This is a genomic window from Variovorax boronicumulans, from assembly GCF_009811375.1.
Taxonomy (GTDB): Bacteria; Pseudomonadota; Gammaproteobacteria; order Burkholderiales; family Burkholderiaceae_C; genus Variovorax; species Variovorax boronicumulans.
This window is the reverse complement of record NZ_BKDH01000002.1, coordinates 453,682-479,990: the sequence shown is the minus strand read 5'-3', so window position 1 is coordinate 479,990 and position 26,309 is coordinate 453,682. Positions and strand designations below refer to the sequence as shown.

The 26,309-nt window shown below is 64.2% G+C and carries 29 protein-coding genes; 17 read left to right on the top strand and 12 right to left on the bottom strand.

The window, feature by feature from the left end:
- A complete protein-coding gene (locus VHAB30_RS22100) occupies positions 1-765 on the top strand; it encodes an enoyl-CoA hydratase (protein ID WP_159278632.1) in 765 nt (254 codons plus the stop codon).
- Between the two features lie 284 nt (positions 766-1,049).
- Positions 1,050-2,159 carry an ABC transporter substrate-binding protein gene (locus tag VHAB30_RS22095; RefSeq protein ID WP_159278688.1) on the top strand — a complete coding sequence of 370 codons (1,110 nt, stop codon included), beginning with the start codon at positions 1,050-1,052 and terminating at the stop codon, positions 2,157-2,159.
- A gap of 117 nt (positions 2,160-2,276) precedes the next feature.
- Here VHAB30_RS22095 and VHAB30_RS22090 read toward each other — a convergent pair whose 3' ends face one another.
- Positions 2,277-2,711: an acyl-CoA thioesterase gene (locus VHAB30_RS22090; protein ID WP_159278631.1), complete on the bottom strand. Its 435-nt coding sequence runs from the start codon at positions 2,709-2,711 to the stop codon at positions 2,277-2,279.
- 42 nt (positions 2,712-2,753) lie between these two features.
- On the opposite strand from VHAB30_RS22090, the gene VHAB30_RS22085 reads away from it, so the two are divergent.
- A complete protein-coding gene (locus tag VHAB30_RS22085; protein WP_159278630.1) occupies positions 2,754-4,589 on the top strand; it encodes an ABCB family ABC transporter ATP-binding protein/permease in 1,836 nt (611 codons plus the stop codon).
- Between the two features lie 49 nt (positions 4,590-4,638).
- Complete coding sequence (locus VHAB30_RS22080; RefSeq protein ID WP_159278629.1) at positions 4,639-5,577, top strand: 2-hydroxyacid dehydrogenase; 939 nt, start codon at positions 4,639-4,641, stop codon at positions 5,575-5,577.
- A 10-nt stretch (positions 5,578-5,587) separates the two neighbouring features.
- Here the strand turns inward: VHAB30_RS22080 and VHAB30_RS22075 are convergent, their stop codons facing one another.
- Positions 5,588-7,030 (bottom strand): amidase, encoded by a 1,443-nt coding sequence (locus VHAB30_RS22075; RefSeq protein ID WP_159278628.1) that lies wholly within the window; start codon positions 7,028-7,030, stop codon positions 5,588-5,590.
- A 61-nt stretch (positions 7,031-7,091) separates the two neighbouring features.
- On the opposite strand from VHAB30_RS22075, the gene VHAB30_RS22070 reads away from it, so the two are divergent.
- From VHAB30_RS22070 to VHAB30_RS22050, 5 genes are all read left to right on the top strand, one after another.
- Positions 7,092-8,081 (top strand): LysR substrate-binding domain-containing protein, encoded by a 990-nt coding sequence (locus VHAB30_RS22070; RefSeq protein ID WP_159278627.1) that lies wholly within the window; start codon positions 7,092-7,094, stop codon positions 8,079-8,081.
- 381 nt (positions 8,082-8,462) lie between these two features.
- Positions 8,463-9,362: an amino acid ABC transporter substrate-binding protein gene (locus VHAB30_RS22065; protein WP_062471058.1), complete on the top strand. Its 900-nt coding sequence runs from the start codon at positions 8,463-8,465 to the stop codon at positions 9,360-9,362.
- A gap of 96 nt (positions 9,363-9,458) precedes the next feature.
- Entirely contained in the window at positions 9,459-10,190 is a 732-nt protein-coding gene (locus VHAB30_RS22060) for an amino acid ABC transporter permease (RefSeq protein ID WP_139701450.1), read from the top strand.
- A gap of 1 nt (position 10,191) precedes the next feature.
- Positions 10,192-10,881, top strand: coding sequence for an amino acid ABC transporter permease (locus VHAB30_RS22055; protein WP_070060204.1), 690 nt, complete (start codon positions 10,192-10,194; stop codon positions 10,879-10,881).
- Between the two features lie 44 nt (positions 10,882-10,925).
- The gene (locus VHAB30_RS22050) at positions 10,926-11,663 is read left to right on the top strand and encodes an amino acid ABC transporter ATP-binding protein (RefSeq protein ID WP_056576214.1); all 738 of its coding nucleotides are present in this window, start codon (positions 10,926-10,928) and stop codon (positions 11,661-11,663) included.
- An 80-nt stretch (positions 11,664-11,743) separates the two neighbouring features.
- Here the strand turns inward: VHAB30_RS22050 and VHAB30_RS22045 are convergent, their stop codons facing one another.
- Genes VHAB30_RS22045 through VHAB30_RS22030 form a run of 4 tightly spaced genes read right to left on the bottom strand, consistent with a single transcriptional unit; the run spans position 11,744 to position 15,692 of the window.
- Positions 11,744-12,682, bottom strand: coding sequence for a nucleoside hydrolase (locus tag VHAB30_RS22045; protein ID WP_159278626.1), 939 nt, complete (start codon positions 12,680-12,682; stop codon positions 11,744-11,746).
- Positions 12,683-12,728: 46 nt separating this feature from the next.
- A complete protein-coding gene (locus VHAB30_RS22040; protein ID WP_062471046.1) occupies positions 12,729-13,766 on the bottom strand; it encodes a DctP family TRAP transporter solute-binding subunit in 1,038 nt (345 codons plus the stop codon).
- Between the two features lie 40 nt (positions 13,767-13,806).
- Positions 13,807-15,105, bottom strand: a complete 1,299-nt coding sequence (locus VHAB30_RS22035) for a TRAP transporter large permease (RefSeq protein ID WP_062471043.1) — start codon at positions 15,103-15,105, stop codon at positions 13,807-13,809.
- Positions 15,102-15,692 (bottom strand): TRAP transporter small permease, encoded by a 591-nt coding sequence (locus VHAB30_RS22030; RefSeq protein ID WP_159278625.1) that lies wholly within the window; start codon positions 15,690-15,692, stop codon positions 15,102-15,104. The genes VHAB30_RS22035 and VHAB30_RS22030 overlap by 4 nt, the downstream gene beginning before the upstream one ends.
- A 505-nt stretch (positions 15,693-16,197) precedes the next feature.
- Here VHAB30_RS22030 and VHAB30_RS22025 point away from each other — a divergent pair.
- The 5 genes from VHAB30_RS22025 (at position 16,198) to VHAB30_RS22005 (ending at position 19,444) form a co-directional block, all read left to right on the top strand.
- A complete protein-coding gene (locus tag VHAB30_RS22025) occupies positions 16,198-16,344 on the top strand; it encodes a hypothetical protein (RefSeq protein ID WP_159278624.1) in 147 nt (48 codons plus the stop codon).
- 878 nt (positions 16,345-17,222) lie between these two features.
- Positions 17,223-17,798 (top strand): imm11 family protein, encoded by a 576-nt coding sequence (locus VHAB30_RS22020; RefSeq protein WP_159278623.1) that lies wholly within the window; start codon positions 17,223-17,225, stop codon positions 17,796-17,798.
- A 204-nt stretch (positions 17,799-18,002) separates the two neighbouring features.
- Complete coding sequence (locus VHAB30_RS22015) at positions 18,003-18,446, top strand: hypothetical protein (protein WP_159278622.1); 444 nt, start codon at positions 18,003-18,005, stop codon at positions 18,444-18,446.
- 43 nt (positions 18,447-18,489) lie between these two features.
- Positions 18,490-18,813: a hypothetical protein gene (locus tag VHAB30_RS22010; RefSeq protein ID WP_159278621.1), complete on the top strand. Its 324-nt coding sequence runs from the start codon at positions 18,490-18,492 to the stop codon at positions 18,811-18,813.
- Between the two features lie 148 nt (positions 18,814-18,961).
- A complete protein-coding gene (locus tag VHAB30_RS22005; RefSeq protein WP_159278620.1) occupies positions 18,962-19,444 on the top strand; it encodes a GreA/GreB family elongation factor in 483 nt (160 codons plus the stop codon).
- 79 nt (positions 19,445-19,523) lie between these two features.
- Here the strand turns inward: VHAB30_RS22005 and VHAB30_RS22000 are convergent, their stop codons facing one another.
- The 3 genes from VHAB30_RS22000 to VHAB30_RS21990 all read right to left on the bottom strand — a co-directional run bounded on the left by VHAB30_RS22000 (position 19,524) and on the right by VHAB30_RS21990 (position 22,267).
- Positions 19,524-20,990, bottom strand: a complete 1,467-nt coding sequence (locus VHAB30_RS22000; RefSeq protein WP_159278619.1) for an aminotransferase-like domain-containing protein — start codon at positions 20,988-20,990, stop codon at positions 19,524-19,526.
- A 449-nt stretch (positions 20,991-21,439) separates the two neighbouring features.
- Complete coding sequence (locus VHAB30_RS21995; protein ID WP_159278618.1) at positions 21,440-21,787, bottom strand: hypothetical protein; 348 nt, start codon at positions 21,785-21,787, stop codon at positions 21,440-21,442.
- Positions 21,788-21,895: 108 nt separating this feature from the next.
- A complete protein-coding gene (locus VHAB30_RS21990) occupies positions 21,896-22,267 on the bottom strand; it encodes a hypothetical protein (RefSeq protein ID WP_159278617.1) in 372 nt (123 codons plus the stop codon).
- Between the two features lie 376 nt (positions 22,268-22,643).
- Here VHAB30_RS21990 and VHAB30_RS31195 point away from each other — a divergent pair, with 376 nt between their 5' ends.
- Both VHAB30_RS31195 and VHAB30_RS21985 read left to right on the top strand, forming a co-directional pair.
- The gene (locus VHAB30_RS31195) at positions 22,644-22,919 is read left to right on the top strand and encodes a glyoxalase superfamily protein (RefSeq protein WP_268894357.1); all 276 of its coding nucleotides are present in this window, start codon (positions 22,644-22,646) and stop codon (positions 22,917-22,919) included.
- Between the two features lie 47 nt (positions 22,920-22,966).
- Positions 22,967-23,221 (top strand): hypothetical protein, encoded by a 255-nt coding sequence (locus tag VHAB30_RS21985; protein WP_159278616.1) that lies wholly within the window; start codon positions 22,967-22,969, stop codon positions 23,219-23,221.
- Between the two features lie 335 nt (positions 23,222-23,556).
- On the opposite strand, the gene VHAB30_RS21980 is transcribed toward VHAB30_RS21985, so the two are convergent.
- Positions 23,557-24,483 carry an alpha/beta hydrolase gene (locus VHAB30_RS21980; RefSeq protein ID WP_159278615.1) on the bottom strand — a complete coding sequence of 309 codons (927 nt, stop codon included), beginning with the start codon at positions 24,481-24,483 and terminating at the stop codon, positions 23,557-23,559.
- 257 nt (positions 24,484-24,740) lie between these two features.
- Between VHAB30_RS21980 and VHAB30_RS21975 the strand changes: the two genes are divergently transcribed.
- Positions 24,741-25,304: a hypothetical protein gene (locus tag VHAB30_RS21975; RefSeq protein ID WP_159278614.1), complete on the top strand. Its 564-nt coding sequence runs from the start codon at positions 24,741-24,743 to the stop codon at positions 25,302-25,304.
- 57 nt (positions 25,305-25,361) lie between these two features.
- Here VHAB30_RS21975 and VHAB30_RS30980 read toward each other — a convergent pair whose 3' ends face one another.
- A complete protein-coding gene (locus VHAB30_RS30980) occupies positions 25,362-25,535 on the bottom strand; it encodes a hypothetical protein (RefSeq protein ID WP_235926886.1) in 174 nt (57 codons plus the stop codon).
- A 54-nt stretch (positions 25,536-25,589) separates the two neighbouring features.
- Positions 25,590-26,099, bottom strand: a complete 510-nt coding sequence (locus VHAB30_RS21970; protein WP_062471023.1) for a DUF1993 domain-containing protein — start codon at positions 26,097-26,099, stop codon at positions 25,590-25,592.
- Between the last annotated feature and the right edge of the window lie 210 nt (positions 26,100-26,309).

Genomic DNA, 26,309 nt, shown 5'->3' with positions numbered 1-26,309 from the left:
ATGAGCGACATCCTCGTCCACACCGAAGCCGGCGTGATGACCATCACCTTCAACCGCGTCGACAAGAAGAACTCGATCACCAGCAGCATGTACGCCGCGCTGGCCGACGCGCTCGCCACGGCCGAGAGCGAAGCGGCCGTGCGCTGCGTGCTGATCCAGGGCGACCCGACGATCTTCAGCGCCGGCAACGACATCGGCGACTTCCTCAACGCGCCGCCCGCCAACACCGAATCGCCGGTGTTCCGCTTCCTGCGCGGCATCGCCACCTTCCCCAAGCCCATCGTCGCCGCCGTGTGCGGCCCGGCCGTGGGCATCGGCACCACGATGCTGTTCCACTGCGACCTCGTCTACGCGGGCGACAACGCGGCCTTCTCGATGCCTTTCGTCAACCTGGGCCTGTGCCCCGAGGCCGCGTCGAGCCTGCTGGTGCCGCAGATGCTGGGCTACCACCGCGCCGCCGAAGCCCTGCTGCTGGGCGAGCCCTTCATGGCCGAGGCCGCGCTCGAAGTGGGCCTGGTCAACCGCGTGGTGCCGCCGACCGAAGCCAACGGCATCGCGCAGACGCAGGCGCGCAAGCTCGCGGCCAAGCCGCTGAGCGCGCTGATCGAGACCAAGCGCCTGCTGAAGAAGGCGCAGATGCCCGCCGTGCTCGAACGCATGGGCGAAGAAGGCGCGAGCTTCGGCCGCATGCTGCGCGAGCCGGCTGCCAAGGAAGCGTTCGGTGCGTTCATGGAAAAGCGCAAGCCGGATTTCAGCAAGTGCTGAAATCCGACGCCTCGAACAGAGGCGTAGCCGCGCAAGCGGCGCGAAGCAGCTTTCGCCAGAAGCGCAAGCCCGATTTCTCGAAGGTCTAAGCCTTCCGTGGACTTGCCTGCGGACGGTGCCTGCGTACACTGTTCCTCGTGCCTGCTCCAGACGTCAACCCGCCCACAGCGCCCGCCACGCGGGCGATGCGTGCTACTGAAAAAGTAGCATTCGGGTCGACGCGCCGGCATGCTTTGGGCTTACTCGCGGGCACGCTCGCGGCGCCCTCGCTGGTGCTGGCGCGCGTGCGGCCGTTGCGCATCGGGGTCATCGGCTCATGGTCGGGGCCCTATGCGGGCGGCGGGCGCCAGTTCGACGCCGGCATGGCGGTCTGGCTGGCCGACCACAAGCAGCAGATCGCGGGCCGGCCGGTCGAGCTGCTGCGCCGCGACGTGCCCGGCAGCGCGCCCGAACAGGCACGGCGCCAGGCGCAGGACCTCATCGAGAGCGAGCGCGTCGACCTGCTCACGGGGCTGGACTTCAGCTCCAACGCCTACGCCGTCGGCACCGTCGCCACGCAGGCGCGCGTGCCGACCGTGATCATGAACGCCGCCTCCTCGGGCATCCCCGGGCGCTCGCCGTTCATGGTGCGGGTGTCGTTCACCATCGCGCAGGTCACGGCGCCGCTGGCGCGCTGGGCGCTGCAGCAGGGGCTGCGCGACGTGTGCACCGTGGTGGCCGACTACGCCTCGGGCGTGGACGCCGAAAGCGCCTTCGTCTCCGGCATCACCGCGGGCGGCGGGCGTGTGGGCGCGATGCTGCGCGTGCCGCTGAACACGCTCGACTACTCGGCCTACATGCTGCGCCTGCGCGAGCTGAAGCCGCAGGCCGTGTTCTTCTTCCTGCCCTCGGGCCAGATGCCGGCCATCTTCCTGAAGTTCTGGCGCGACCGCGGCATGGCCGACACCGGCATCCGCCTGCTCGCGACGGGCGACGCCACCGACGACCACTACCTGGACGGCATCGGCGAACTGGCCGAGGGGCTGGTCACCAGCCACCACTATTCCTTCGCCCACGAGTCGCCGGCCAACCGGCGTTTCGCGGGCGCCTTCGAGACCGAGTACGGCAGCCACCTGCGCCCGGGCTACTTCGCCGTGGCGGCGCACGACGGGCTCGCGGCCATCGACGCCGCGCTGAGCGCGCCGGGCGCGCGCGGCGGCAAGGCGGGCACCGAGCGGCTGGTGGATGCGTTCCGCGGCCTGCGGCTGGACAGCCCGCGCGGGCCGGTCGAGATCGACGCCCACACGCGCGACGTGGTGCAGTCGGTCTACATCCGCCGCGTGGAGCGGCGCGACGCGCGCTGGATCAACCGCGAGTTCGAGTGCTTCGAGCGCGTGCGCGACGCGGGTGTCTGACGGGGGAAGGGGACTGTCTTCGCCGGAAACACCGCGGAACCGGCTTTGCCGGGCCGCTGGTGTTGCCCCCGGCAAGGGGGTTGGCGAAGCGACACGAAGTGCGCGAAGCCTGGGGGATTACTTTTCAATGGGGCGCGGGCGGCCGTTGTCGTCGATGGCCACGTAGGTGAAGGTGGCCTGCGTCACCTTGATGTACTCGCCCTGGGCGCGGAAGCGCTCGGCGAACACCTCGACCGTCACCGTGATCGAGGTGCGGCCCACGCGCACCAGCTTCGAATAGAACGAGAGGATGTCGCCCAGCCGCACCGGCTGCTTGAAGATGAACTCGTTGACCGCCACGGTGGCCTGGCGGCCCTTGGCGTAGCGCGCCGGGATCACCGAGCCGGCCAGGTCGCACTGCGCCATGACCCAGCCGCCGAAGATGTCGCCGTTGGCGTTGCAGTCGGCCGGCATCGGGATGACCTTGAGCACCAGCTCCATGTCGGTGGGCAGGCTCTTGAGGGTGGCGGCGGCCGCCGCTGCGGCGGAAGCGGCACTGGAAGGGGAGGACATGGGCACAATCTGAAGCAACAACAACACCCACGATTGTCCCCCATGCGCCGAAGCGGCGAAGCCCTTTCCTCCTCTCCCCATGCGCCCGGCGGCCACCCGCCCGCGCGCTCCGACCGTTCCGACTGGGCGACCCTGCGTCGCTTGTTTCCCTACCTCTGGCAGTACAAGTGGCGGGTGATCGCCGCGCTCGGCTTCATGATCGCGGCCAAGGTGGCGAACGTGGGCGTGCCGGTGCTGCTCAAGAACCTGGTCGACACGATGACGCCCAAGCCCGACATGGCGCAGGCGCTGCTCGTCGTGCCGATGGCGCTGCTGGTGGCCTACGGGCTGCTGCGCTTTTCGACCTCGCTGTTCAACGAGCTGCGCGAGTTGATCTTCGCCAAGGCCACCGAGGGCGCGGCGCGCAGCATCGCGCTGCAGGTGTTCGGCCACCTGCATGCGCTGAGCCTGCGCTTTCACCTGGAGCGCCAGACCGGCGGCATGACGCGTGACATCGAGCGCGGCACGCGCGGCGTGCATTCGCTCATTTCGATGTCGCTGTACAGCATCGTGCCCACCATCATCGAGCTGACGCTGGTGCTGACCATCCTGGGCGTGAAGTTCGACGCGCTGTTCGTGTGGATCACGGGCGCGGCGCTGGTGCTGTACATCGTCTTCACGGTCACCGTGACCGAGTGGCGCACCCAGTTCCGCCGCACCATGAACGAGCTCGACTCCATGGCCCAGAGCCGCGCGGTCGATTCGCTGCTGAACTACGAGACCGTCAAGTACTTCAACAACGAAGACTTCGAGGCGAAGCGCTACGACGCCAGCCTCGACCGCTACCGCAAGGCCGCCATCAAGAGCCAGCGCACGCTGAGCATGCTCAACACCGGCCAGCAGCTGCTGATTGCCGTGAGCCTGGTGCTGATGCTGTGGCGCGCCACCTCGGGCGTGGTCGAAGGGCGCATGACGCTGGGCGACCTGGTGATGGTCAACGCCTTCATGATTCAGCTCTACATTCCGCTCAACTTCCTGGGCGTGATCTACCGCGAGATCAAGCAGAGCCTGACCGACCTGGACAAGATGTTCGTGCTGATGGAGAAGGAGCGCGAGGTGCGCGATGCGCCCGGCGCGCAGCCGCTGGCGGGCACCGACTCGACCATCCGCTTCGAAGATGTGAGCTTCGCCTACGAGCCCGATCGCCCGATCCTCAAGCACGTGAGCTTCGAGATCCCGGCCGGCAAGACCGTGGCCGTGGTCGGCCCCTCGGGCTCGGGCAAGTCGACGCTGGCGCGCCTCCTGTACCGCTTCTACGACGTGCAGCAAGGCCGCATCACCATCGGCGGCGAAGACATCCGCGCCGTGCAGCAGGCCAGCGTGCGCCGCGCCATCGGTATCGTGCCGCAGGACACGGTGCTGTTCAACGACACGGTCGAATACAACATTGCCTACGGCCGCCCCGGCGCCACGCGCGACGAGGTCGAAGGGGCGGCGCGCGCCGCGCGCATCCACGACTTCATCGCCGCCACGCCCAAGGGCTACGAGACGACGGTGGGCGAGCGCGGCCTGAAGCTGTCGGGCGGCGAGAAGCAGCGCGTGGCCATCGCGCGCACGCTCTTGAAGAACCCGCCGATCGTGATCTTCGACGAGGCCACCTCGGCGCTCGATTCGGCCAACGAACGCGCGATCCAGTCCGAGCTGCGCAGCGCCGCGCAGGGCAAGACCACGCTGGTCATCGCGCACCGCCTCTCGACCGTGGTCGAGGCGCACGAGATCCTGGTGCTCGAATCGGGCGTGATCGTCGAGCGCGGCACGCACGCCGATCTGCTCGCGCAGCAGGGGCGCTACGCCCAGATGTGGGCTTTGCAGAAGAGCGAAGCAGTGCCGATGCTCTAGCCCGATCATTCACCCCTTCTTTCTTTTCACCGACCCCAGGAGTTCAGACGTGTCGACCAAGATTCCCCTGCTGGTGCTCAACAGCCTCTCGAGCGCCCACCAGGCCCAGATTGCCGAGGTCTACGACATGACCTACGCCTTCGGCGACGCGCAGCGCGCCGCCGCCATCGCCGAGCACGGCGCCAAGTTCCGCGCGGTGCTGACCATCGGCGTCATCGGCCTCACGCCCGCCGAGATCGACGCCATGCCGGCGCTCGAGCTGGTCTGCTGCATGGGCGCGGGCTACGAAGGTGTGCCGCTCGAGGTCACGCGCGCACGCGGCATCGCCACCGCCAACGGCGCCGGCACCAATGACGACTGCGTGGCCGACCATGCCTTCGGCCTGCTGATCAGCATCGTGCGCGAGTTCCGCACGCTCGACCGGCTGTGCCGCGAAGGCGTGTGGCGCGAGGCGATTCCGCAGCCGCCGAACGTGTCGGGCAAGAAGCTCGGCATCCTGGGGCTGGGCACCATCGGCCAGAAGATCGCCAAGCGCGCGGCGGCCTTCGACATGGCCATCGGCTATCACAACCGCAAGCCGCGCGAAGGCGCCACGCACCGCTACTTCGACGACCTGAAGTCGCTCGCCACCTGGGCCGACTTCCTGATCCTGGCCGCGCCGGGCGGGCCGGCGACCAAGCACCTGGTCAACGCCGAAGTGCTCGACGCGCTGGGGCCGCAGGGCTATCTCGTGAGCATCGGCCGCGGCAGCGTGGTCGACACCGAGGCGCTGGCGAAGGCGCTGCGCGAGCGCCGCATCGCGGGCGCGGGCCTGGACGTGTACGAGAGCGAACCCAAGCGCCCCGAGCCGCTCATCGGCCTGGACAACGTGCTGCTCACGCCGCACATGGCGGGCTGGTCGCCCGAGGCCACGCAGAAGTCGGTGGACCACTTCCTCGCGAACGCCCAAGGGCACTTCGCGGGGCGCGGCGTGCTCACGCCGATCTGATCCGATCGGATCAGGACAAGGCCGGCGGGCGCCGCGCCGCCCAGCCGCAGGCCTGGTCGTAGGCATGGCCCAGCCGCAGCACCTCGAGGTCGGCGTGGATCGGCCCGGCCAGCTGCAGGCCCATCGGCAGCCCGCCGTCGCCGAAGCCCGCGCGCACGTTCAGCGTGGGCAGGCCCGCCAGCGTGAAGGGCGTGACGATCTCCATCCAGCGGTGGTAGGTGTCGCTCTTCACGCCGTTCACCTCGGCCGGCCAGTGCAGCTCGGCGTCGAACGGGAACACCTGCGCCGTCGGCGCGACCACGAAGTCGAAGCGCTCGAAGAGCTTCAGGAACGCGCGGTACACATTCGATCGGTAGTGCGAGGCCTGGTACAGCGAGGCGGCGTCCAGGTGCCGGCTCTGCTCGATCTCCCATTGCGCCTCGGGCTTGAGCTGCGCGAACAGCTTCGGGTCGCTCAGGTAGGCGCCGAGCTTGCCGCCCACCAGCAGTTGCCTCAATCGCAGCCAGGCGCTCCAGTTGTGCTCGCGCGGCACGTCGAGCGTGCAGGGCTCGACCTCGCAGCCGATGGTGCGGAAGGTGTCGAGCGCCTGCTCGCCGAGTTCGCGCACGCCCGGCGCCAGCGGCAACTCCGGCCAGAGGCTGCCGAGCCAGCCGATGCGCAGGCCGCGGCCGTCGCCGTCCAGCTGCAGGTCGTCGGGCGAGGGCAGGGCGTGCGGCGACGACAGCGGCACGCGCGTGTCGAAACCCGCCTGCACGGCCAGCAGCCGGGCCGTGTCTTCCACGGTGCGGCCCATCGGGCCCTCGCAGCCCAGCTGCTGGAAGAAGAGTTCCTGCTCCGGGTCGCCGGGCACGCGGCCGCGCGAGGGGCGCAGGCCGATCACGTTGTTGAAGGCGGCGGGGTTGCGCAGCGATCCCATCATGTCGCTGCCGTCGGCCACGGGCAGCATGCCCAGGGCCAGCGCCACGGCCGCGCCGCCGCTGCTGCCGCCCGCGCTGCGATCGGGCGCGTAGGCGTTGCGCGTGATGCCGAACACCGTGTTGTAGGTGTGCGAGCCGAGCCCGAACTCGGGCGTGTTGGTCTTGCCGATGACGATGGCGCCGGCCGCGCGCATGCGCGCCACATGCAGGCTGTCGGTGCGCGCGGGCGAGCGCGGCGACAGCGGCGAGCCCATCGAGGTCGGCAGGCCGGCGGCGTGGCTCAGGTCCTTCACGGCCAGCGGAAAGCCGTGCATCCAGCCGCGCCGTTCGCCGCGCGCCAGCTCGGCGTCGCGTTCGTCGGCCTCGGCCAGCAGTTGGGCCGCATCGCGCAGGGAGACGATGGCGTTGAAGCGCGGGTTGAGCGCGTCGATGCGGGCGAGCGACGCCTGCATCACCTCGCGGCAGGACACGTCGCGGGCCGCGATCTTGCGCGAAAGTTCGGTGGCGCTGAGCTCAGGCAGGTCGTCGAAAGGCATGGCGCATGCGGGAAAAGGAGGGGGCGCCCAGTATGGCGCGGCGCTCGCATAATCGCCGCGTATGGAAACAAAGTGGCTCGAAGACTTCATCAGCTTGGCGGAAACCCGCAGCTTCAGCCGCTCGGCCCAGTTGAGGCACGTGACGCAGCCGGCGTTCTCGCGGCGCATCCAGGCGCTCGAGGGATGGGCCGGCACCGACCTGGTCGACCGCAGCTCCTACCCCACCCGCCTCACGCCCGCGGGCCAGACGCTGTACAGCCAGGCCATCGAGATGCTGCAGTCGCTGCAGAGCACGCGCGCCATGCTGCGCGGCCACTCGGCCGCCGGCCAGGACGTGATCGAGATCGCCGTGCCGCACACGCTGGCCTTCACCTTCTTTCCCTCGTGGGTCACCAGCCTGCGCGAGCACTTCGGACCGATCAAGAGCCGGCTCATCGCGCTCAACGTGCATGACGCGGTGCTGCGGCTGGTCGAGGGCAGCTGCGACCTGCTGATCGCCTACCACCACCCCTCACAGCCGCTGCAGCTCGATGCCAACAAGTACGAGATGGTCAGCCTGGGCGAGGAAACCGTCGCCCCCTGGGTCAAGGCCGATGCGGAGGGCGCGCCGCGCTACCGGCTGCCGGGCCGTCCGGGCCAGCCGCTGCCCTACCTGGGCTATGCGCCGGGCGCCTACCTCGGGCGCGTGGTCGACCAGTTGCTGAAAGAGTCGGGCACCGCCATCCACCTGGACCGCGTCTACGAGACCGACATGGCCGAAGGCCTGAAGGTGATGGCGCTCGAAGGCCACGGCATCGCCTTCCTGCCGCAAAGCGCGGTGCGCAAGGAGATCAAGGCGCGCAAGCTGGTGAGCGCGCTGCCGCCCGAGATCGACAGCCTCGAGGCCAAGATGGAAATCCGCGCCTACCGCGAGCGGCCCACCGCGCCGGTCCCGGTGAAGGGCGGCGCCGGCCGCTCGGCGGCCCGGGCCGGGCTGTCCGAAAGCCTGCAGCCCAAGCGCACGGCCGACGCCCTGTGGTCCTACCTGGTCGGGACCCAGCCGCCGCACTGAACGAGCGTGAACGGCGGGTAGATTTGTGCACTGCACAATCTATAAGCACCACGCATACGGCCCCCCGCAATCAGCATTGGCGGCCGGGCCGCGCCGCCACTACAGTCGCGGCAGTTTTTTTCGGCCGTTGCACGCCGGGGATCGCCGGTCGCTGCTTGCGCCACGCACAGCCGCCCGAATGCCGGGCACAAAGGCTGCTTAGTGAAAGTCGGACAATGCGAAATGTCTGGATTGCACCAGGCTGGCGCCCCGATGGGCGCGGCCGGTGCGAGGCGGGCGGCGATGCCCGTGGAATGCACCGGGTTGGTCCGGGTATCCCGCAAAATGCGAGTGTCTAGAATTTCGTTCTATTTGTTTCAGTCACCCTCAGGAGCTTTTCGTATGAAAAAACAAGTATTGGCATTGGCTGTCGCAGCGCTCGCCACCAGCGGCGCCTTTGCACAGGCCAATGACACCCTGGCCAAGATCAAGGCCTCGGGCACCATCACCGAAGGCGTGCGTGAGTCCTCCGGCCTTTCGTACACGCTCGGCAATGGCCAGTACACCGGCTTCCACTACGACGTCTGCGCCAACATCATCAAGGACCTGGAGAAGGCCGCCGGCAAGAAGCTCGAAGTCAAGTACCAGCCCGTGACTTCGCAGAACCGCATCCCCCTGGTGCAGAACGGCACCGTGGACATCGAGTGCGGCTCCACCACCAACAACGCCACCCGCCAGAAGGACGTGGCTTTCGGCGTGACCACCTACGTCGAAGAAACCAAGATCGTCGTCAAGGCCAACTCGGGCATCAACTCGCTGGCCGACCTGAAGGACAAGACGGTCGCCACCACCACCGGCACCACGCCGCTGCAGACGGTGCGCAAGCAAAAGCGCGCCGAGAACCTGACCTTCAAGGAGGTCTATGGCAAGGACCACTCCGACAGCTTCCTGCTGCTGGAAACCGGCCGTGCCGACGCCTTCGTGATGGACGGCTCGATCCTGGCTGCCCTGGCTGCCAAGTCGAAGTCGCCCAAGGACTACAAGATCCTGAACGACGTGCTGGCCGTGGAACCCATCGCCATCATGATCCGCAAGGACGACCCGGCCTTCAAGAAGGCCGTGGACGACAGCATCAAGGCACAGGCCAAGTCGGGCGAACTCGCCAAGCTGTATGACAAGTGGTTCCTCAAGCCGATTCCCCCGGCCAACGTGACCATCAACCTGCCGCTGGGCGAAGCCACCAAGAACGCGTGGGCCAACCCGAACGACAAGCCGGCCGAAGAGTACGTCACCAAGGAATAAGCGCGCGTCGCTGCGTGAATGGACGCCCACCTTTCGCGGTGGGCGTTTCTTTTCAAGGGACGGTTTTTCGAAAAGAAGCTGAAGGAGTAAACACACATGGGAAACTGGGATTGGCAGGTCTTCCTGCAAGACCCCGGGGGGGAATATCCGAGCTACCTGCAATGGATGCTCTCGGCCTGGGGCTGGACCGTGTCGGTCGCGCTGCTGGCGCTGATCGTCGCGCTGGTGCTGGGCTCGCTGATCGGCATCATTCGCACGCTGCCCGACAGTCCGTGGCTCGTGCGCTTCGGCAATGCATGGGTGGAGCTCTTTCGCAACATCCCGCTGCTGGTGCAGATCTTCCTCTGGTACCACGTGATTCCGGCGCTGGTTCCCGTGATGAAGGGCGTGCCGAGCTTCATCCTCGTGGTGCTGGCACTGGGCTTCTTCACCTCGGCGCGTATCGCCGAGCAGGTGCGCTCCGGCATCCAGGCGCTGCCCAAGGGCCAGCGCTACGCGGGCATGGCGGTGGGCTTCACCACGCCGCAGTACTACCGCTACGTGATCCTGCCGATGGCGTATCGCATCATCATCCCGCCGCTCACGAGCGAGACGATGAACATCTTCAAGAACTCGTCCGTCGCGTTCGCCGTGTCGGTCACCGAGCTCACCATGTTCGCCATGCAGGCGCAGGAAGAAACCTCGCGCGGCATCGAGGTCTACCTGGCGGTGACGGCGTGCTACGTGGTGTCGGCCCTGGCCATCAACCGGCTCATGGCGTTCATCGAGAAGAAGACCCGCGTGCCGGGCTTCATCGTCTCGGCCAGCGCTGGCGGCGGAGGACACTGACATGATGAATCTCGACCTGTCCTTCTACAACTGGGACGTCATCAGCAACTTCGTCATCAAGGGCTTCTACTTCAGCATCATGCTGACGGTGGTGGCCACCATTGGTGGCGTGATCTTCGGCACGATCCTGGCGCTCATGCGCCTGTCGGGCAAGAAGTGGCTCGATGCGCCCGCGGCCCTGTACGTCAACGGCATGCGAAGCATCCCGCTGGTGATGGTGATCCTGTGGTTCTTCCTGCTCGTGCCGGCGTCGTTCTATTCGCTGTTCGGTTCGCTCGGCTCGAACTACCGCTCGGAAATCTCGGCGGTGATCACCTTCGTGGCGTTCGAAGCGGCCTACTTCAGCGAGATCATGCGCGCGGGCATCCAGTCGATCCCGCGCGGCCAGGTGAACGCGGGCCAGGCGGTGGGCATGACCTATGGCCAGAACATGCGCCTGGTGGTGCTGCCGCAGGCCTTCCGCAACATGCTGCCGGTGCTGCTCACGCAGACCATCATCCTGTTCCAGGACACCTCGCTGGTCTACGCCATCGGTGCCTACGACATGCTCAAGGGCTTCGAGACGGCCGGCAAGAACTTCGGCCGCCCGATCGAGGCCTACCTGCTGGCGGCGGTCGTGTACTTCGCCATGTGCTACGCCCTTTCCTGGCTGGTGAAGCGCCTGCACAAGAAAATCGCCATCATTCGCTGATTGAGTGGCTGAACTGAACCGGAGAGAAACAAATGTCCGAAAAAATGATTGAAATCAAGAACGTCTCCAAGTGGTACGGCCCGGTGCAGGTGCTTAACGACTGCTCGGTGAACATCTCCAAGGGCGACGTGGTGGTGGTGTGCGGCCCGTCGGGTTCCGGCAAGTCCACGCTCATCAAGACCGTGAACGCGCTCGAGCCCTTCCAGAAGGGCGAGATCACCGTCAACGGCATTCCGCTGCACGACCCCAAGACCAACCTGCCCAAGCTGCGCTCCAAGGTCGGCATGGTGTTCCAGCACTTCGAGTTGTTCCCGCACCTGTCGGTGACCGAGAACCTCACGATCGCGCAGATCAAGGTGCTGGGTCGCACGCCCGACGAAGCCAAGACCCGCGGCCTGAAGATGCTCGACCGCGTGGGCCTGATGGCGCACAAGGACAAGTTCCCGGGCCAGCTGTCGGGCGGCCAGCAGCAGCGCGTGGCGATCGCCCGTGCGCTGTCGATGGACCCGATCGTGATGCTGTTCGACGAACCCACCTCGGCGCTCGACCCCGAGATGGTCGGCGAAGTGCTCGACGTGATGGTGAGCCTGGCCAAGGAAGGCATGACCATGATGGTCGTCACGCACGAAATGGCCTTCGCCCGCAAGGTCGCGAGCCGCGTGATCTTCATCGACGTGGGCGGCAAGATCCTCGAAGACTGCCCGAAGGACGAGTTCTTCAACCACCCGGAAAACCGCCAGCCGCGCACCAAGGACTTCCTGAACAAGATCCTGCAGCACTGATTCGCTGCGCGCTCCAAGCAAAAAGCCACGCTGTTCGCAGCGTGGCTTTTTTCATGGGGCTTGGTTGAAGGGTTGGAGGCTCAGGGCAGCCGCGCGATGCGCTCCGTCAGCAGGTCGAAGAAGCCCTGCGCATCGCCGTCGACGACCCAGTGCACGTTCGCGGGCCGCTTCAGGCTGCTGTGCCAGTCGGCCACGGTCTGGCCGAAGCCCATGCCTTCGCGGCTGTCGATCTCGACGTGGATGCGGCGGCCCTGGAACAGGTCGGGGCGCAGCAGGTAGGCCGTCACGGTGGCGTCGTGCACCGGGCCGCCGGGCATGCCGTAGTGGGCCATCTCTTGCGGCGCGTAGGCGTCGAGGATGTCGGCAACGATCGCGCCGGCGCGGTTGCCCAGCTGGCGCAGCCGCGCGATGCGCGCGTCGCTCGTGAGGATCTTGTGCGTCACGTCCAGCGGCAGCATCGTGATCGGCACGCCGCTTTTGAGCACCGCCTCGGCCGCGTGCGGGTCGGCGAACACGTTGAACTCCGCCACCGGCGTGATGTTGCCGCCGTTGAAATGCGCGCCGGCCATGAGCACCAGCTCGCGCAGGCCGCGCACGATGTCGGGCGCCTGTTCGAGCGCCAGCGCGAGGTTGGTCTGCGGGCCGAGCATGGCGAGCGTCACGCTGTGCTCGGGCGCGGCGCGCAGCGTGCGCACGAGGTAGTCGACGGCGCTGCCCTCGGCCAGCGGCACGGCGGGCTCGTGCACGGCCACGCCGGTGAGGCCTTCTCGGCCGTGGATGTTGGCGGCGTAGATGGGTGTGCGTTGCAGGGGCCGCTCGGCGCCGGCGTAGACCGGAACCTGCGGCCGTCCGGCCCATTCGCAGGCCAGGCGCGCGTTGCGCGAGGTCTTGGCCAGGGGAACATTGCCCGCCACCGTGGTCAGCGCCTGAATCGCCAGCGATTCGGGCGCCGCCAGGGCAAACAGCAGCGCGATCACGTCGTCCGCGCCGGGGTCCGTGTCGATGATCAGGGTGTGCATGGCGACATTGTCATGCCACCCCGATCCACCGACGGCAACGCGCGGCTTACTTCGCGCGCGCGGCGATGGCCTTCTCGGCCTTGGCCACCAGGTCGACGCCGACGGTCGACTTCCACTTGTCGTACACCGGGCGCGTGGCCTTCACGAAGGCGTCGCGCTCGGCCGGCGTGAGGTTGGTCACCGTCACGCCCATGGCCGCGATGTCTTTCAGCACGGGCTTGTCGGCTTCGACCAGGCCCTTGCGCGCGATGGCGATTTCCTGCTTGCCGGCGTCGAGCGCGGCCTGGCGCACGATGGCCTGGTCGGCCGGCGTCCACGAGGCCCAGATTTCCTTGTTCACGACGAACACCAGCGGGTCGGCCACGTAACCCCAGGTGGTGACGAACTTCTGGCCCACCGTGTGCATCTTGAGCACGGTGAACAGGAACAGCGGGTTCTCTTGGCCGTCGACCGCGCCGCTGGCGAGCGCGGGCTGCGCGTCGGCCCAGCTCATCTGCGTGGGGTTGGCGCCCAGCGCGGTGAGCATGTCGGAGTAGATGGGCGAGCCCACCACGCGGATCTTCATGCCCTTGATGTCGGCCGGCGACTTGATCGGCTTCTTCGAGTTGGTGATTTCGCGGAAGCCGTTCTCGCCCCAGGCGAGCGGCACCACGCCGGCCTTGTCGAGCGTCTTGAACATGTCCTTGCCCACCTCGCCCTGCGTGAGCGCGTCGATGGCCGCGTAGTCGGGCATCAGGAAGGGCATCGAGAACAGGTTGAGCTGCTTCACTTGCGGCGACCAGTTGATGGTCGAGCCCACCGCCATGTCGATCACGCCCTGGCGCAGCGCGCTGAACTCACGCGTCTGGTCGCCTTGAATGAGCGACACGCCCGGGTACAGCTTGATGTTGATGCGGCCCTGGGTGCGCTCCTTCACGAGGTCGGCCCAGATCTTGCCGGCCTGGCCCCACGGCGTGGGCGGGCCCAGCACCAGCGACATCTTGTACTCGGGCTTGTAGGTGGCCTGCGCCATCGCGCCGGTCGAGAACAGGCCGAGCGTGGCGGCGACGGCGGCAAGGCCCAGCAGGGTGCGGCGGAATTTCATGAGAGAGGTCTCCTCTTTGTCTGTCGATGGATCGAAAAAATCAGTAGCCCAGCTTGCGCGGCAGCCAGAGCGCGAGTTCGGGGAAGGCGATCACCAGCACCATCACCACGAACATCGAGAACAGCATCCAGCCCACCCACTGCACGGTTTCTTCCATGCGCACCTTGGCGATGCGGCACGAGACCATGAGGTTGACGGCCAGCGGCGGCGTGAACTGGCCCAGCGCCACCTTCAGCGTGAGGATCACGCCGAACCACACCGGGTCCCACTTGTAGTGCTGCACGATGGGCAGCAGCAGCGGCACGAAGATCAGGAAGATCGACACGCCGTCCAGGAACATGCCCACGGTGATCAGCAGCAGGATCAGCAATGCCAGGATGCCGTACTCGCCCAGGCCCGAATTCACGATGGCGCGCGTGACCGGATCGATGACGCCCAGCGTCGAGAGCGAGTACGCGAAGATGCCTGCCAGCGACACCACCAGCAGGATCACCGCCGACAGCTCGCCCGACTCGCGCAGGATCACGAACAGGTCGCGCACCTTGATCGTCCGGTGGATGCACATGCCCACGAACAGGCCGTAGAACACGGCGACCACGGCCGCCTCGGTCGGCGTGAACCAGCCCGCGCGCATGCCGCCCAGGATGAGCACCGGCGCCGCCAGGCCCCAGATCGCTTCGCGAAAGCTCTTCCAGAACGGCGGGCGCGGCAGCGTCGATTCGAGCGCGCCCATCTTGTGCTTGCGCGCCAGCCACACGGCCGGAATCATCAGCGCCAGGCCGGCCATCACGCCGGGGATCATGCCGGCCGCGAACAGCGCCGGCACCGAGGCGCCGGGCACCAGCACCGAGTACACGATGAACGCGACCGAGGGCGGAATCAGGATGTCGGTGGCCGCCGCGGCGCCCACCACGCTGGCCGAGTAGGCGGCCGGATAGCCGGCGCGGCTCATGGCCGCGATCATGACCGCGCCCACGGCGGCGGCGTTGGCCGGGCCCGAGCCCGAGATGCCGCCCAGGAACATGGCCACCGCAATCGCCACCAGCGGCAGCATGCCGGGGCCGCGGCCCACGATGGCGATGGCGAAGTTGACCAGGCGCAGCGCCACGCCCGAGCGGTCGAAGATGGAGCCGACCAGCACGAACATCGGAATCGCCAGCAGCGGGTACTTGCCCAGGCCGGCATAGAAGTTCTGCGGCACGGCCAGCAGGCCGAACCACTGCGCGTCGGCGTTGGCCAGCGCGATGCAGGCCGCGCCCGCCAGGCCGAGCGCGGCGCCGATGGGCACGCCCACCAGCATCATCACGACGAAGGCGACGAAGAGCAGGGTGGCGATCACTTGGCGTCGCCCTTCTTGCTGCTGCTGCTGTTGTCGTCAGACTTGTAGTTGGTCTTGCGCCCACGGCGGACCATCAGGCCGATGGCGCGCCCCGCGATCGCGAACGACACGATGGGCAGCCAGATCGAATACCACCAGGCCGGCAGGCCGATGCCGGGCGTGGTTTCCTCGAAGCGGTAGTCGTCCCAGACCATGCGGATGCTGAGCGCGCCGATCAGCGCGAACAGGATGGCGATCATCAGCGCGCCGAACTGGGCCAGGCGCTTGCGCCGCGCCATGGAGCCGCTTTCCGAGAAGTACTCGATGCGGATGTGCCGGTCGCGCGCCACGGCGGCCGAGCCGGCCACCAGCGCCAGCATGATCATGAGGAACACCGAGAACTCCTCCGTCCACGCGAAGGACGAGTCGGTGAAGTAGCGCACGATGACGTTGGCGAAGGTGATGAGCGCCAGCGCGCCCATGATGAGGACCGTGAGCCAGTCTTCGATGGCGAGGGGAACCTTGGTGGGTTCGTCGGCGGCTTCGATGTCGGGGGGGAGGGGACTGGCGGCGTCCAGCGTGGGGCCGGACTCGGGAGGAGTTGTCATCGCAGAAAGGGCAGCTGAGGCAGGCGCCAGGTCACCGGGCGGACGCCGGGACGCGATCCGTACACCTTGACAGGCGAGCAGCGCTCGATGCTAGGGGGTCAATGACCATTCATATATCGGGGGTTTCCTTAGCTGTGGCGGCTGGTTGACTGCCTCTTGCGGCCCTTGTTCGGGGCGCTGTTGTCGGGGGCGCGTGCACAGGTCACCGGGTACTCCCCTCCGCGAATGTCCCCCGGCCTGCGGCCTCCTCCTTGATTTCGCTGCGGGGAGCACCCGATGCCCTGCGCACGATGAGTGCGGTTGTGGGGTTGGTGGTTCGACCGCTGCGGTGGATTGCAGATGGATGTGCGGGGCGTACCACTGAGCTTTCGTGAGCGACAGGCACTGGCGAAGCAGAAGCCCGAAGGGCTGGTGCCGGATGCGGTCGACATGGACAGGGCTGCGTTCAATTTCGAATCACGCTGATCAGGCCCACCTTGCCCTAACAGTGCGAACAGAAGACCAAATGGTCCTCGCCTGTGCTGGCGTGCGCATCATGGACTGCGACGATGGCCCCGATAGCATCGAGGTGAACGTCTTGGGCATTTCCTACCCGGCCTATGAGACGTTGTTTTCCGAGCACGTCGCAGCCTATGAGCGACAGTGGAGCTGATCACGTCGGCTTTCCGCTGCGAACTCGGTCACGACGGCAGCGCGACTGGCTGCAGTCGGTGCAGTCGGCCAAAACCAGTCGCTCAACCTTGTGGCACGATTCATCAAATGAACTGCCGGATTTGTGGTCGTGAGCTCGGTCGAGAGGATGACCCGCTGTCCTTGGATTGCGGCGGGGACTGTTGGGGCTGCATCGGTGAAATCGAGGCGGAGATGGGTTCGGAATCGTCCCTCGCACGGATTCGCGAGGAAGCGGCCCAAGGTTTCCGGCCAAGCTGGAAGGCCCCGGCTGAGCAGCCGCCGTCGGCCAGAAGCTGACTTTCCGAGAAGCCTTACAGAAGCGAAGCTGCGGCGACTCCAATCTCAGGAATCAGTGGGACATTGCAATGGATCGTGTAACCGCCCTCAATTTCTTGAAGACCCTCACTCGGACGGAATTGGCTTTGCTCGTCGCGGAAGCGGCCGAAAAGTGGACGGTCGGAGATTTAGCGGATGGGCGCTCAGTCGTTCGACTTGCGGAGTGCTTTGTCTACAGGGCCGTTGGCGAACAGCGCGCTGAACCAGCCTTCCTGGCTTTGGTCGCCTATCCGGCAGAATCAGAACACTACACAGGTCACGATTGGGTTGAACAAGGTGGCTCGTGCTCCACATGCGGCGTGGACGTTTATTGTTCAGAAAAAGTGGCCATTTGCCCGGTTTGCGGTGGAGAAGTGCTTTGCACATGAGTGGGTCATGATCCCTCTCATCAAGAATTGAGGGGCTGCTTCCAAGGAGGACTTCGAGCCCCGCCGCGATGGAGTCGCGACCGGCTAGAGCCGGCCATAACCTGACGTTCGCGTACACCGGCAGATTCAGAGCCAAACGTGGCGCTACCGACGCATGACCAAGCTACTCGACATCGACCTGCGCAGCACCGTTCCAGGGCCTGAAGCGCGCCCACATCAAGCAGATCTGAATCGGCTGTTTGACGATCCTGGATATGGCCTGTGCCGAGGGCAATCGCAAGCATCACTTTGGGGGCGCGTCCGAGTGTCCCTGGTTGATGACCGTGAAAGCCCGCCAGGGCTGACAGACTTCATGCGCACCGTTCCGTTCTACATGGTGTCTCGACGGTTCGTTGACGTGCTGCAGCGGCACGACTGCAAATGCGAATACCTGCCACTAGAAGCCACATACAAGCGCAAGGAATTACCTGGCGAGTTCTTCGCCCTCAACGTCCTCAAGATCCAGAAGTCCGCAGCGGACCTCGATCGCTCGGTGTTCGATAAGCGGCACTTTGAGTTTGGGTTGATGGAGGATGTGGAGAAACTGGTGCTCAAGGACGACCCCTTGGCGGGCGCACCGTTGGCATATCTGCGGGAGATACTTCAGATCGCGGTAAGCGACGACTTAGCAAAGGATCTCGCTCAGCTTACTGGTGTGCGGCTCGTCGATCCGCAGGCATTCACCAGCTAACCCATAGTCAAAGAGGCGGCTGCAACGACCGCTTTGGAGGGCAGCGCACAGCCACTTTGGGCCCGTTCAGGAACACGGCGCGACCGGCTACAGTCGGCCAGAAGCAGGCGGCCGCTGCGGCAGCTAAATTTGGCCAAAACGCTTATCCATTCAATGTCCAAAGACCACCATGACGGTCTTTCATCACGAAGGTAGGAACCAACCATGGGAATGCTCACCGACTTCTTTGTCGCGTCTGATGAGGATGCAGGCGCATATGAAAGTCGCCTTCTTGCGGACGATGAATCTTCTGAAGATGACCTGCGCTCGTTAGAGCGGGTTGAGCACAAAGGTCTTACCGGAATTGAACTCGGGGCTCTTTGGGCTCTTCTAGCCGATAAGAAGTTTTCCTATCCAGAGTTCGGTTTGCAAGTAGGTCCTATGACCGAAGAAAGTGAAGGCATTCTGGAGGCGTTTCCTTCTGACTTCACACGTCGATTGGCGCAGCTTCCCCAGGGTTCAATACCCGGTCTTAGCGCGGGCTGGGCAGATGTCGACGGTGTGCCTCATGAAGCTGATGAGCTGGTGCCGATTCTGCAAGACCTCACACGCTTGGCACAAGCGGCGCAAAGCACTGGGAAATCGCTCTACATCTGGTACTCAATCTGAACGCCGGAATCATCTGGCGCTATCGGTCAGAACCGGACACCTAATGAACCTTGAAGAATACTTTGCCGAGTTCAATGCGGCGGTTAATGTGGACGCAGGTTCTGGCATCACAGTGCATGTCGCAGCTGAAGTCGCCGCAGGTCATACGATAGGACTTACCGTCGCGCAGATGCATGCTTTCCTTGCTCGACGTACTCAGATAACGAGCGTTGCCGTCGCCCTGAAGAGCCACTTTCTATCTCCAGAGCAGATTGCCAGGATGGATTTGGCACGGGCTGAAGGTGCGGTCGAGCCCAAGGAAGTAATTCTGAGAGCCTTCACGCCGGAGGAGGTACGCCCGGACCTCCTGGCCAAAATCTCCGCATAAGAAACAAGGTCTGCTTCGGAGAAGAGTGAACTTCGGCTTAGGGCCCATTGCTGAAGTTAACCTGCAGCCAACAGAAGCGTCGAAGGCTTCTGGAGCCCCTCATAATCAAAACCTGCCCCCCGCTTATTCGAGATACCGACCTTTCGTCATGGATAAATTCTTGCTGCAACAGCAGGTGCTGGAACGGCTCGCCGAAGACCTGCTGCAAGTCGAACAGGCAGTGCGGGCAGCCCATGAAACGGCGACTCACGAAGAGAACATCGCCGAAAACAAATACGACACATTGGGACTCGAAGCCGCCTACCTGGCCACCGGCCAAGCTCGGCGCGCCGAAGCCATACGCCAGGCGATGGCCAATTGGCGCCAATTCCGCCCGCGTCCCTACGACGCCAGCATAGGCATACGGCTCGGCGCGTTGGTCTGCCTGGTCGATTCCGACGACAAGCAGCAACAGCTCTTTCTCGGCCCGGATGGGGGCAGCATGACGTTGGTCAGCGGCACTCAGCTGGTTCAGGTCATCAGCAGCGAAGCCCCTTTGGGTAGGGCAATGCTGGGCAAATGCGAGGGTGATGAGGTGTCGATACAGGTCGCTCCAATCCGACAGCAGTTTGAGGTGCTGCGGGTTCTTTAAGCCGCGACTGGACAGAAGCGGCACGCGTGACGTTGAGAGTCAGTCGAAGGCGGCGGACCTCGACCTGCATGGACGCTAACTAGGGTCTCGACGAACGTTCCTCGAAGATGGGCCCCGAATTTCCAGTTGTAGATTTCAGCTGCGCGTTGGCGAGATCTCCAAGACTCCTGATAGCCCCTTCCAAGCGCGGGTCGCCGAGATACCCGTAGTTGATGCGCAGGTGCCGGGTGTATCGGCGGTCGGCTGAAAACAGATGGCCCGGCGCTACGCCTATGCCGAGCCGAAGAGCGTCCTGGTGCAGTGCGAGCGAGTCGATACCTTCTGGCAGCGCGAGCCACAGGAAATAGCCACCCTCGGGGCGCGTGACCCGCGTTCCAGTTGGAAAGTATCGATCGATAAATCGCAAGCATGCAGCCTGCTGGCGGCTGAGCGAATGCCGCAGGGCGCGCAGGTGACGATCGAAACTCTTGTGTTGCAGGTACTCCTGCAACGCCAGTTGCGAGGGGAGTGCCGTCGCCAGCGAGCTCATCAACTTGTTGCGACCCAAAGTGGCTGCAAAGCGACCGCCCGCTACCCAACCGATGCGATATCCGGGTGCCAGGGATTTCGAGAAAGAACTGCAGTGCAGCACCCAGCCATCCCGGTCCCAGGCCTTGGCTGGTGGCGGTCTCCGAGCCCCATGCGCGAGCTCGCCGTACACGTCGTCTTCGATCAGCGGTATGGCGCGGGTGGCGAGCATGCTGACCAGTTGCTCTTTGGCTGCGTCGCTCATGGTGCAGCCCATTGGATTCTGGAAGGTCGGCATGAACCAGCAGGCCTTCACCGGATGCTGGTCGATCACGCGAGCAAGAGAGTCGAGATCTACGCCTGTTCGCGGGTGGGTCTCAACCTCGACCGCGCGAAGACCGCGCCGCTCCAGTGCCTGCAACGCACCGTAAAAGGTTGGCGTTTCGATCGCCACGAGGTCGCCTGGCTGCGTCACCGATTCGAGCGCAAGATTGAGTGCTTCCATCGCCCCGCTGGTGATGACCAGTTCAGACGCAGGAACATCCATCCCGACGCTGCCGTAACGCAGGGAGATCTGATGGCGCAATTGGACGTTTCCTGGTGACAAATCTTCGACGGTCTGCCAAGGATCCATCCGCTTGAGCGCTCGCGTCAGGCCGGCGGCAAGTTGCTCGAAGGGAAACAGCTCTGGCGACGGAAAGGCCGAGCCGAGCGGGACCATATCGCGCTCGCGAGCCTGCGCAAGGACCTGAAAGACAAGCGACGAGACGTCGACCGACATGGACCGCAGGACAGGCTCGCTGGCGGCGAGTTCGTTGGCCGGCATTTCCGCACCCGCTCGAACGAAGTACCCCGACCGCTGCCGAGCTTCGACAAGCCCTTGCGCCTCCAGCAGGTAGTAAGCAGAGAACACGGTGGACGCACTGATGCCCATTTGCGACTTCAGTTCGCGCACGGAGGGAAGGCGATCGTTCGCCTTCAGGCTACCCGCGCGAATACGCTGAGCGATGTTGTCGGCAAGCTTCTCGTAGCGGTTCATGGGCATCTCATTCTGATACGGTCGTTCTGGACCGCTCCCGAGATTGTCATATCAGACGTCGACCCGCCCCGGCGCGACTACCGGCCTCCTTGCATCTGATACGAAAATTTTCAGCTGATCTGGTTCTGTACGTATCAGCCTGGAAGATGAACACTCGACAGCACGATGAGAGTGCTTCTGTGGTGCAGGCAGACTGCGCCGCCTTTCGACCCATGTCTTGCGTGCCTTTCGACGCGCCTTGCGGACGCCCATTTAGCTCACCGCAACCGTTTCGTTAGATTGATTGATTGATTGATTGATTGAATTTCCGTTTCTTCATCGGTCTATTGAGCTAATCGCCGCACTCGGGCACTTCGCCGTCTTTCACCATTGATATCCCTTCAATCATGAATTCAATCCCTATCTCTTTTGTTATTTTCAAGGTTCTCGTGCTCAGCGTGGGCATGTATTTAGCCGTCAAGTGGCATTACGAACGGGGACAGAAGGACAAGAATCAGAAGACCGCTGCAGTGGTACTGACATCCATCAAGGTGGGCGGGGCGTTCGTCGCTTCTGCGTTCCTCGTGCTCTTCCTTACCTTTGAATTTTGCAATTGGATGGGTCTGGACCTGACCATGCAGTGATTGGAAGTTTTTCGGTCGATAGCCAGGATACGTTGCGACCAACGGCACGACCTTTTCAGAGACGGACATCGACACGATGGCGTGGTATTTGGCTGGCATGCCGACGTGCGAGGCGAGCTCGCCGATGGCAAAGTTCTCGCCCAGACTTGATGTCAAGTGATCGCCCGGCTGCATCGTCTCTGCTCCTGCGCCAACCTGCGTCAGTGCCGGGCATCAGGCCAGTTACCTTCTTGCCAGCAGCCTTGAGGCGGCGCCGGAACTCGATCTGGCCATCTTCGATTTTCATATTCGATGAGCCCGCCGAGTGGCTGCTAGTGGCCGCAACGAGCCCTGGTCATCGACCTCAACAATCTGAGGCCCCAATCGACTGAGCTCGTTCCGCTGACTCTCGGTGAAGGTGCGTCGCGCGAGCACAAGCGACTGCAACCCGGTGATGCCTGCCAATGCCGCGATGGTCGCTATGGAGAGCCGCGAGGCGTCGAGCGCAATTTGCTGGATGCCTCGCAGACCGCAAAGCGGAATGACCTTATCGTCCGCCAAAGATACATCCATAAGAGTGACCGCAAAGACCTCCGCGTCCCACACGTAGCCGCCACCGACGGCTTCCACGCCGTCGAGAATCGACTGATTGGCTTGGCTTTCTTCAGGCGTCATTTTCGGTTCACTGTATTGAAGGCGGCGGGAAGCAGGCGCGCCCCGTCTGGAAAGCTGAGAGGCGCCGACGAACTTCCGCTCTTGGCCGACTGTGGCCGGTCGCCTTCATCGCAAAGGGCGCTGCTCTCGACAATTTCGCGCGATCATGAAAGCTGGAGCTGGAATGGATTGACACACCCCCCGAGGCAATGGAAAAGGCCCATTTAGGATGTGTGAATCCCCGTCCCACCATCAAAAATTTCTACGGATTTCGGCTGGGGCCCAGTGTCGATTCATGTATTTCATTGTGAATATGGGCCCTTCGATAATCCGGAGACGCACAACGTGCGTCTGATGAGTTCGCGCACGTGAGATTAACTAAAAGGAAACAACGCTTGTGGAGCAACATCGCTTTGGGCCTATGCTGCCACCGTACCTCCAGGTGTCGCGCGAAGGCCGTGTGCAGTACTTGGCCGAACACAGCGGCACCTGCCGCGGTGCAGTCCTGCGCATTGCATGCAACGGAATCGATGGCTTTCATGCCGGGATGGCAGCCAAGCAGTACGGCCACGCGTGTCCTGGCATCGAGGACACGGGGTGGGGCACGCGTGAGGTGACAGTTCGGCATTCCTTCGGGAATCGGTTGACGTTTGCCAACGCAGTGAGCACGTGACGGGCCGTCCGAATGCCCCGAACCGCCGACGGCCGTGGCTACAGTCGATGGCAGCCCTCGCCGTCGCGACCTTGATCGGCTGGGGGTGCCTTATTGGAGCGATCGAAGTGGTGGAAAGCGTGCGCACCGGGGTGCTCAACAACCGCAAAGGACCTGACATCCTTGCCGTCGAGCAGCCTGTCCTTTACTGGGCCCTGATCAGCTTCTACGCGGCGGCAACCCTGACCGCCGCCGGCTTGGCGCTTTTGGTGATGGCCATTGCCGTGCGCGATCTGATCAGTGCAAGAGGCCCTGAGCGATGAATGCGTCGTCTACGCGCTTGGCGACCTGCGTGCGCGTTGCCGAGGTGTAAAAGTGGCGCGATCTTTCCTATGCCGGCTGGAGCGCGAGATTCCGGCTTGAAGATGGCCCGCGGACCTCGAAGGGTCGAGGTGGTGACGAGCCCGTTGCCGGCTGTCAGTGCGGCGTAGTTCTCCTGGTCAACTCGCAAGCGACTGCGTGGCGACGCCGAATGGCTGCTTCTGTCCGAAGCCGGGCTTCCGCTGATTCACAGAAAGATGGTGTGAGACTGCAGTTTCACTCCTTCCTACATACGCACTCACAAAGAGTTGACGAGTTGTCTGTTCGCTGTGATTTGTCAGTGCGCCGAGAGCAGATACTTCATGCCCTGCGTAAAGCCACGCGGCGCGACGGTGAGATGGTCTTCGTCGTTCAGGACCGCTGACTTCAGCTTCAAGCTTGGGTACTTTCTGCTCTGTAGCGCCGTCTCCAGCGCCTGGTTGTCGGCAACCATGTCTACCGTCTGGTTGTAGCGCCGAACACCTTTGCGCAGCGCCTCATAGGCGCCGACATAAAGATAGACATTCGCCGTCAGGTCCCGGTTCTGTTTGGCGTAGCTCGCTTCGAGCTTCAAGGCATGTCGCTTGTCGTACCAGAGAGATGGGCTGCCGAGGATATAGCCGTTGAACAAGCCGGGCTCGGTGAAAAGGATCTGCATCCCAAGCAGGGCGCCGTAGGAGTGGCCGAGAAAGATTGCTCTGGCCGGGTCGGCCCGGTAGCGAGCGGCGATGAACGGCTTTACCTGGTTGCGCAGATATTCTTGATAGGCGCGCGCCTGACCGTGGACCGCATTGGCAGGCGCGGTGCTGGGGCCGTTCGGTGTCGGTGTGTAGTCGCGCTGGCGGCTGACCGCGCCGTCCTCGCCCTTTGCGTAAGACAGGCCGACGAGGATGAATTCCTCGATCTGAGGCCCTTCAACGTTCAGGCGGCGCCCCAACTGCCGGACGATCGGGAAAGCGTAGTCGGCGTCAGTCACATACAGCACGGGGTAGCGCTGCCGCGGCTGCTTCGCATAGGACGGCGGCAAAGCAATGAAGACTTGGTAGCCGCGGCCTGAAACCGGATCGGGCACGTCCCATACCTCGCTGTCGACAACCTCGTAAGGCCGCCCCTCGCCGGGCTGCACCTTGGGCGTCGTTTGGGCCTGGGCGCGTGCCGGATCGCCAGAGATGCCGAAGCTGGCGATGAGGGCAACCAGCAAGGCATTCAGAAAACGTTGTTGCATGTGATGAGGTCTTCGCAGATCGGAGGAAATTCTGGTGCAGACCGAGAGGATGGCTTTCGTTCGACACCTGTCCCACGAGACAGGCCTGCACGCCTGGCTATCTCGCGAATGCACAACCATTCATTTCATTTGCATCTTTTGCTCAGAGCAAATCAGCCGGTGCATCATGCCTTGTGCATGTCGTATGGATGCACTTTGGGTCTCGGCTCGACCCACCCGGCCGCTCCGGTATCCAACTACTTCAATTGGAGACCCAAATGAAAAAATTCATTCCCAGCGCCATCGCCAGCCTCCTGATCGCCGGGGCAATCTTGCCGGCCGCCGCCAAGGAGAAAGTCGTCGCCCGGAGCATCACGGAAGCGGAAGTCCTGGGGGCCCAGCAGGCCTGGTGCAAGGCGCTGGTCGACATCAGCGCTGCGAATTCCAGCGGAGGGCAGCCGGCCGCGAGGGCGCTGGCCGAGAAGGTCATCGACAGCGCCTACGCCTACCAGCTGGGCGCAGTGCTGTTCAAGCCGACGCTCACGACATCGCCGCAGACCTTTCGCACCGCTCGCGACGGCGCGCTGGCGTACTTCGTGGGCGGCAACCCTGCCTTTCCCAACGACACCGGCTTCGCCCTGAAGGGCTGGACCAAATGCGAGATTGCCAACACTGCCGTGCTCATCCACGGCGACGTGGCCAGCACGCTGGGTAACGTGCTGTTCACTGACCCGGACGGCAAGGTCACCACGGTCGACAAGACCTGGACTTTCGTGAAGGACGGTGCCGGCAAGCTTCGCATCGTCGTGCATCACTCGTCGCTGCCGTACGCTGGCCGTTGAACACCGCGTTCGAGTGCAGGCAGGCCCAGGCTCTGGTGCGGCGCCTTCAAGGGGCCTTCATCGGGTGATGAAGGCCCCTCGAAGGACCATCGTTGGTGGCTCAAAGGCGCGAATCGGTGGCAGCACGCCGTCGCAGCGCGCGACCTGCACCGCAGTGCGTTGCCCCGCGCAACCCTGCGCCAGCGATGAGGTGCCGATGTCGCGCGTCAACACATCGGGCTTGCCGTGCACGCTTGCACTTCGAGCGGCAGTGGCCACAGTGGCCGAACGCCTGTCTGTCTTGGGTCAGTAGGCACCCATGTAGTCGCGCTTGCCGATCTCCATACCGTTGTGGCGCAAGATGGCATAGGTGGTGGTCACGTGGAAGAAAAACTGCGGCAGTCCATAGTGCAGAAGGTATGCGCTTGCGGTCAGCTTCTTTTCCTTGGGGGTGCCGGGGCGCAATACGATCTCGCGGCTCTCGCTGGAATCGAATTGCTCAGGCTTGAAGGAGCCGATATGGGCCAAGGCTTTGGCGATCAACGCTTGCAGGTCGGCGAAGCTGACCTCGGTGTCGGGCCAGGACGGCACCTCGGCACCCGCCAAGCGGGAGGCAATGCCCTTGGAGAAGTCTGCGGCGATCTGTACCTGACGTACCAGCGGAAACATGTCAGGGAACAGCCGCGCCTGCAGCAGCGCATTGGGATCGATATTTTTCTGCGTCGCCTGGTCTTCGGCCTTCTTGAGCACGTCGGACAGGGCGCGCAGCATCTGCTGCATGACGGGAACGGAGGCGTTGTACAGCGGGCTGGTCATGGTGAGTTCACTTCTAAAAAAAGGCGCGATGGCCGGAGTTGGCGTGGCAGAGGCCCTGCCTACCATGCAAGGCTAACAGCACAGGGTGAACTGAATCGCCCCGGCTTTTGTGGCCAGCTCTTCTTCCCGCTGGCAGTCGGAGCAGCCGCGTTGAAGGGCAGTTCACTGGCAAGAAGCGGACGTCAATTGCAGACGCACGACAGACCGTGA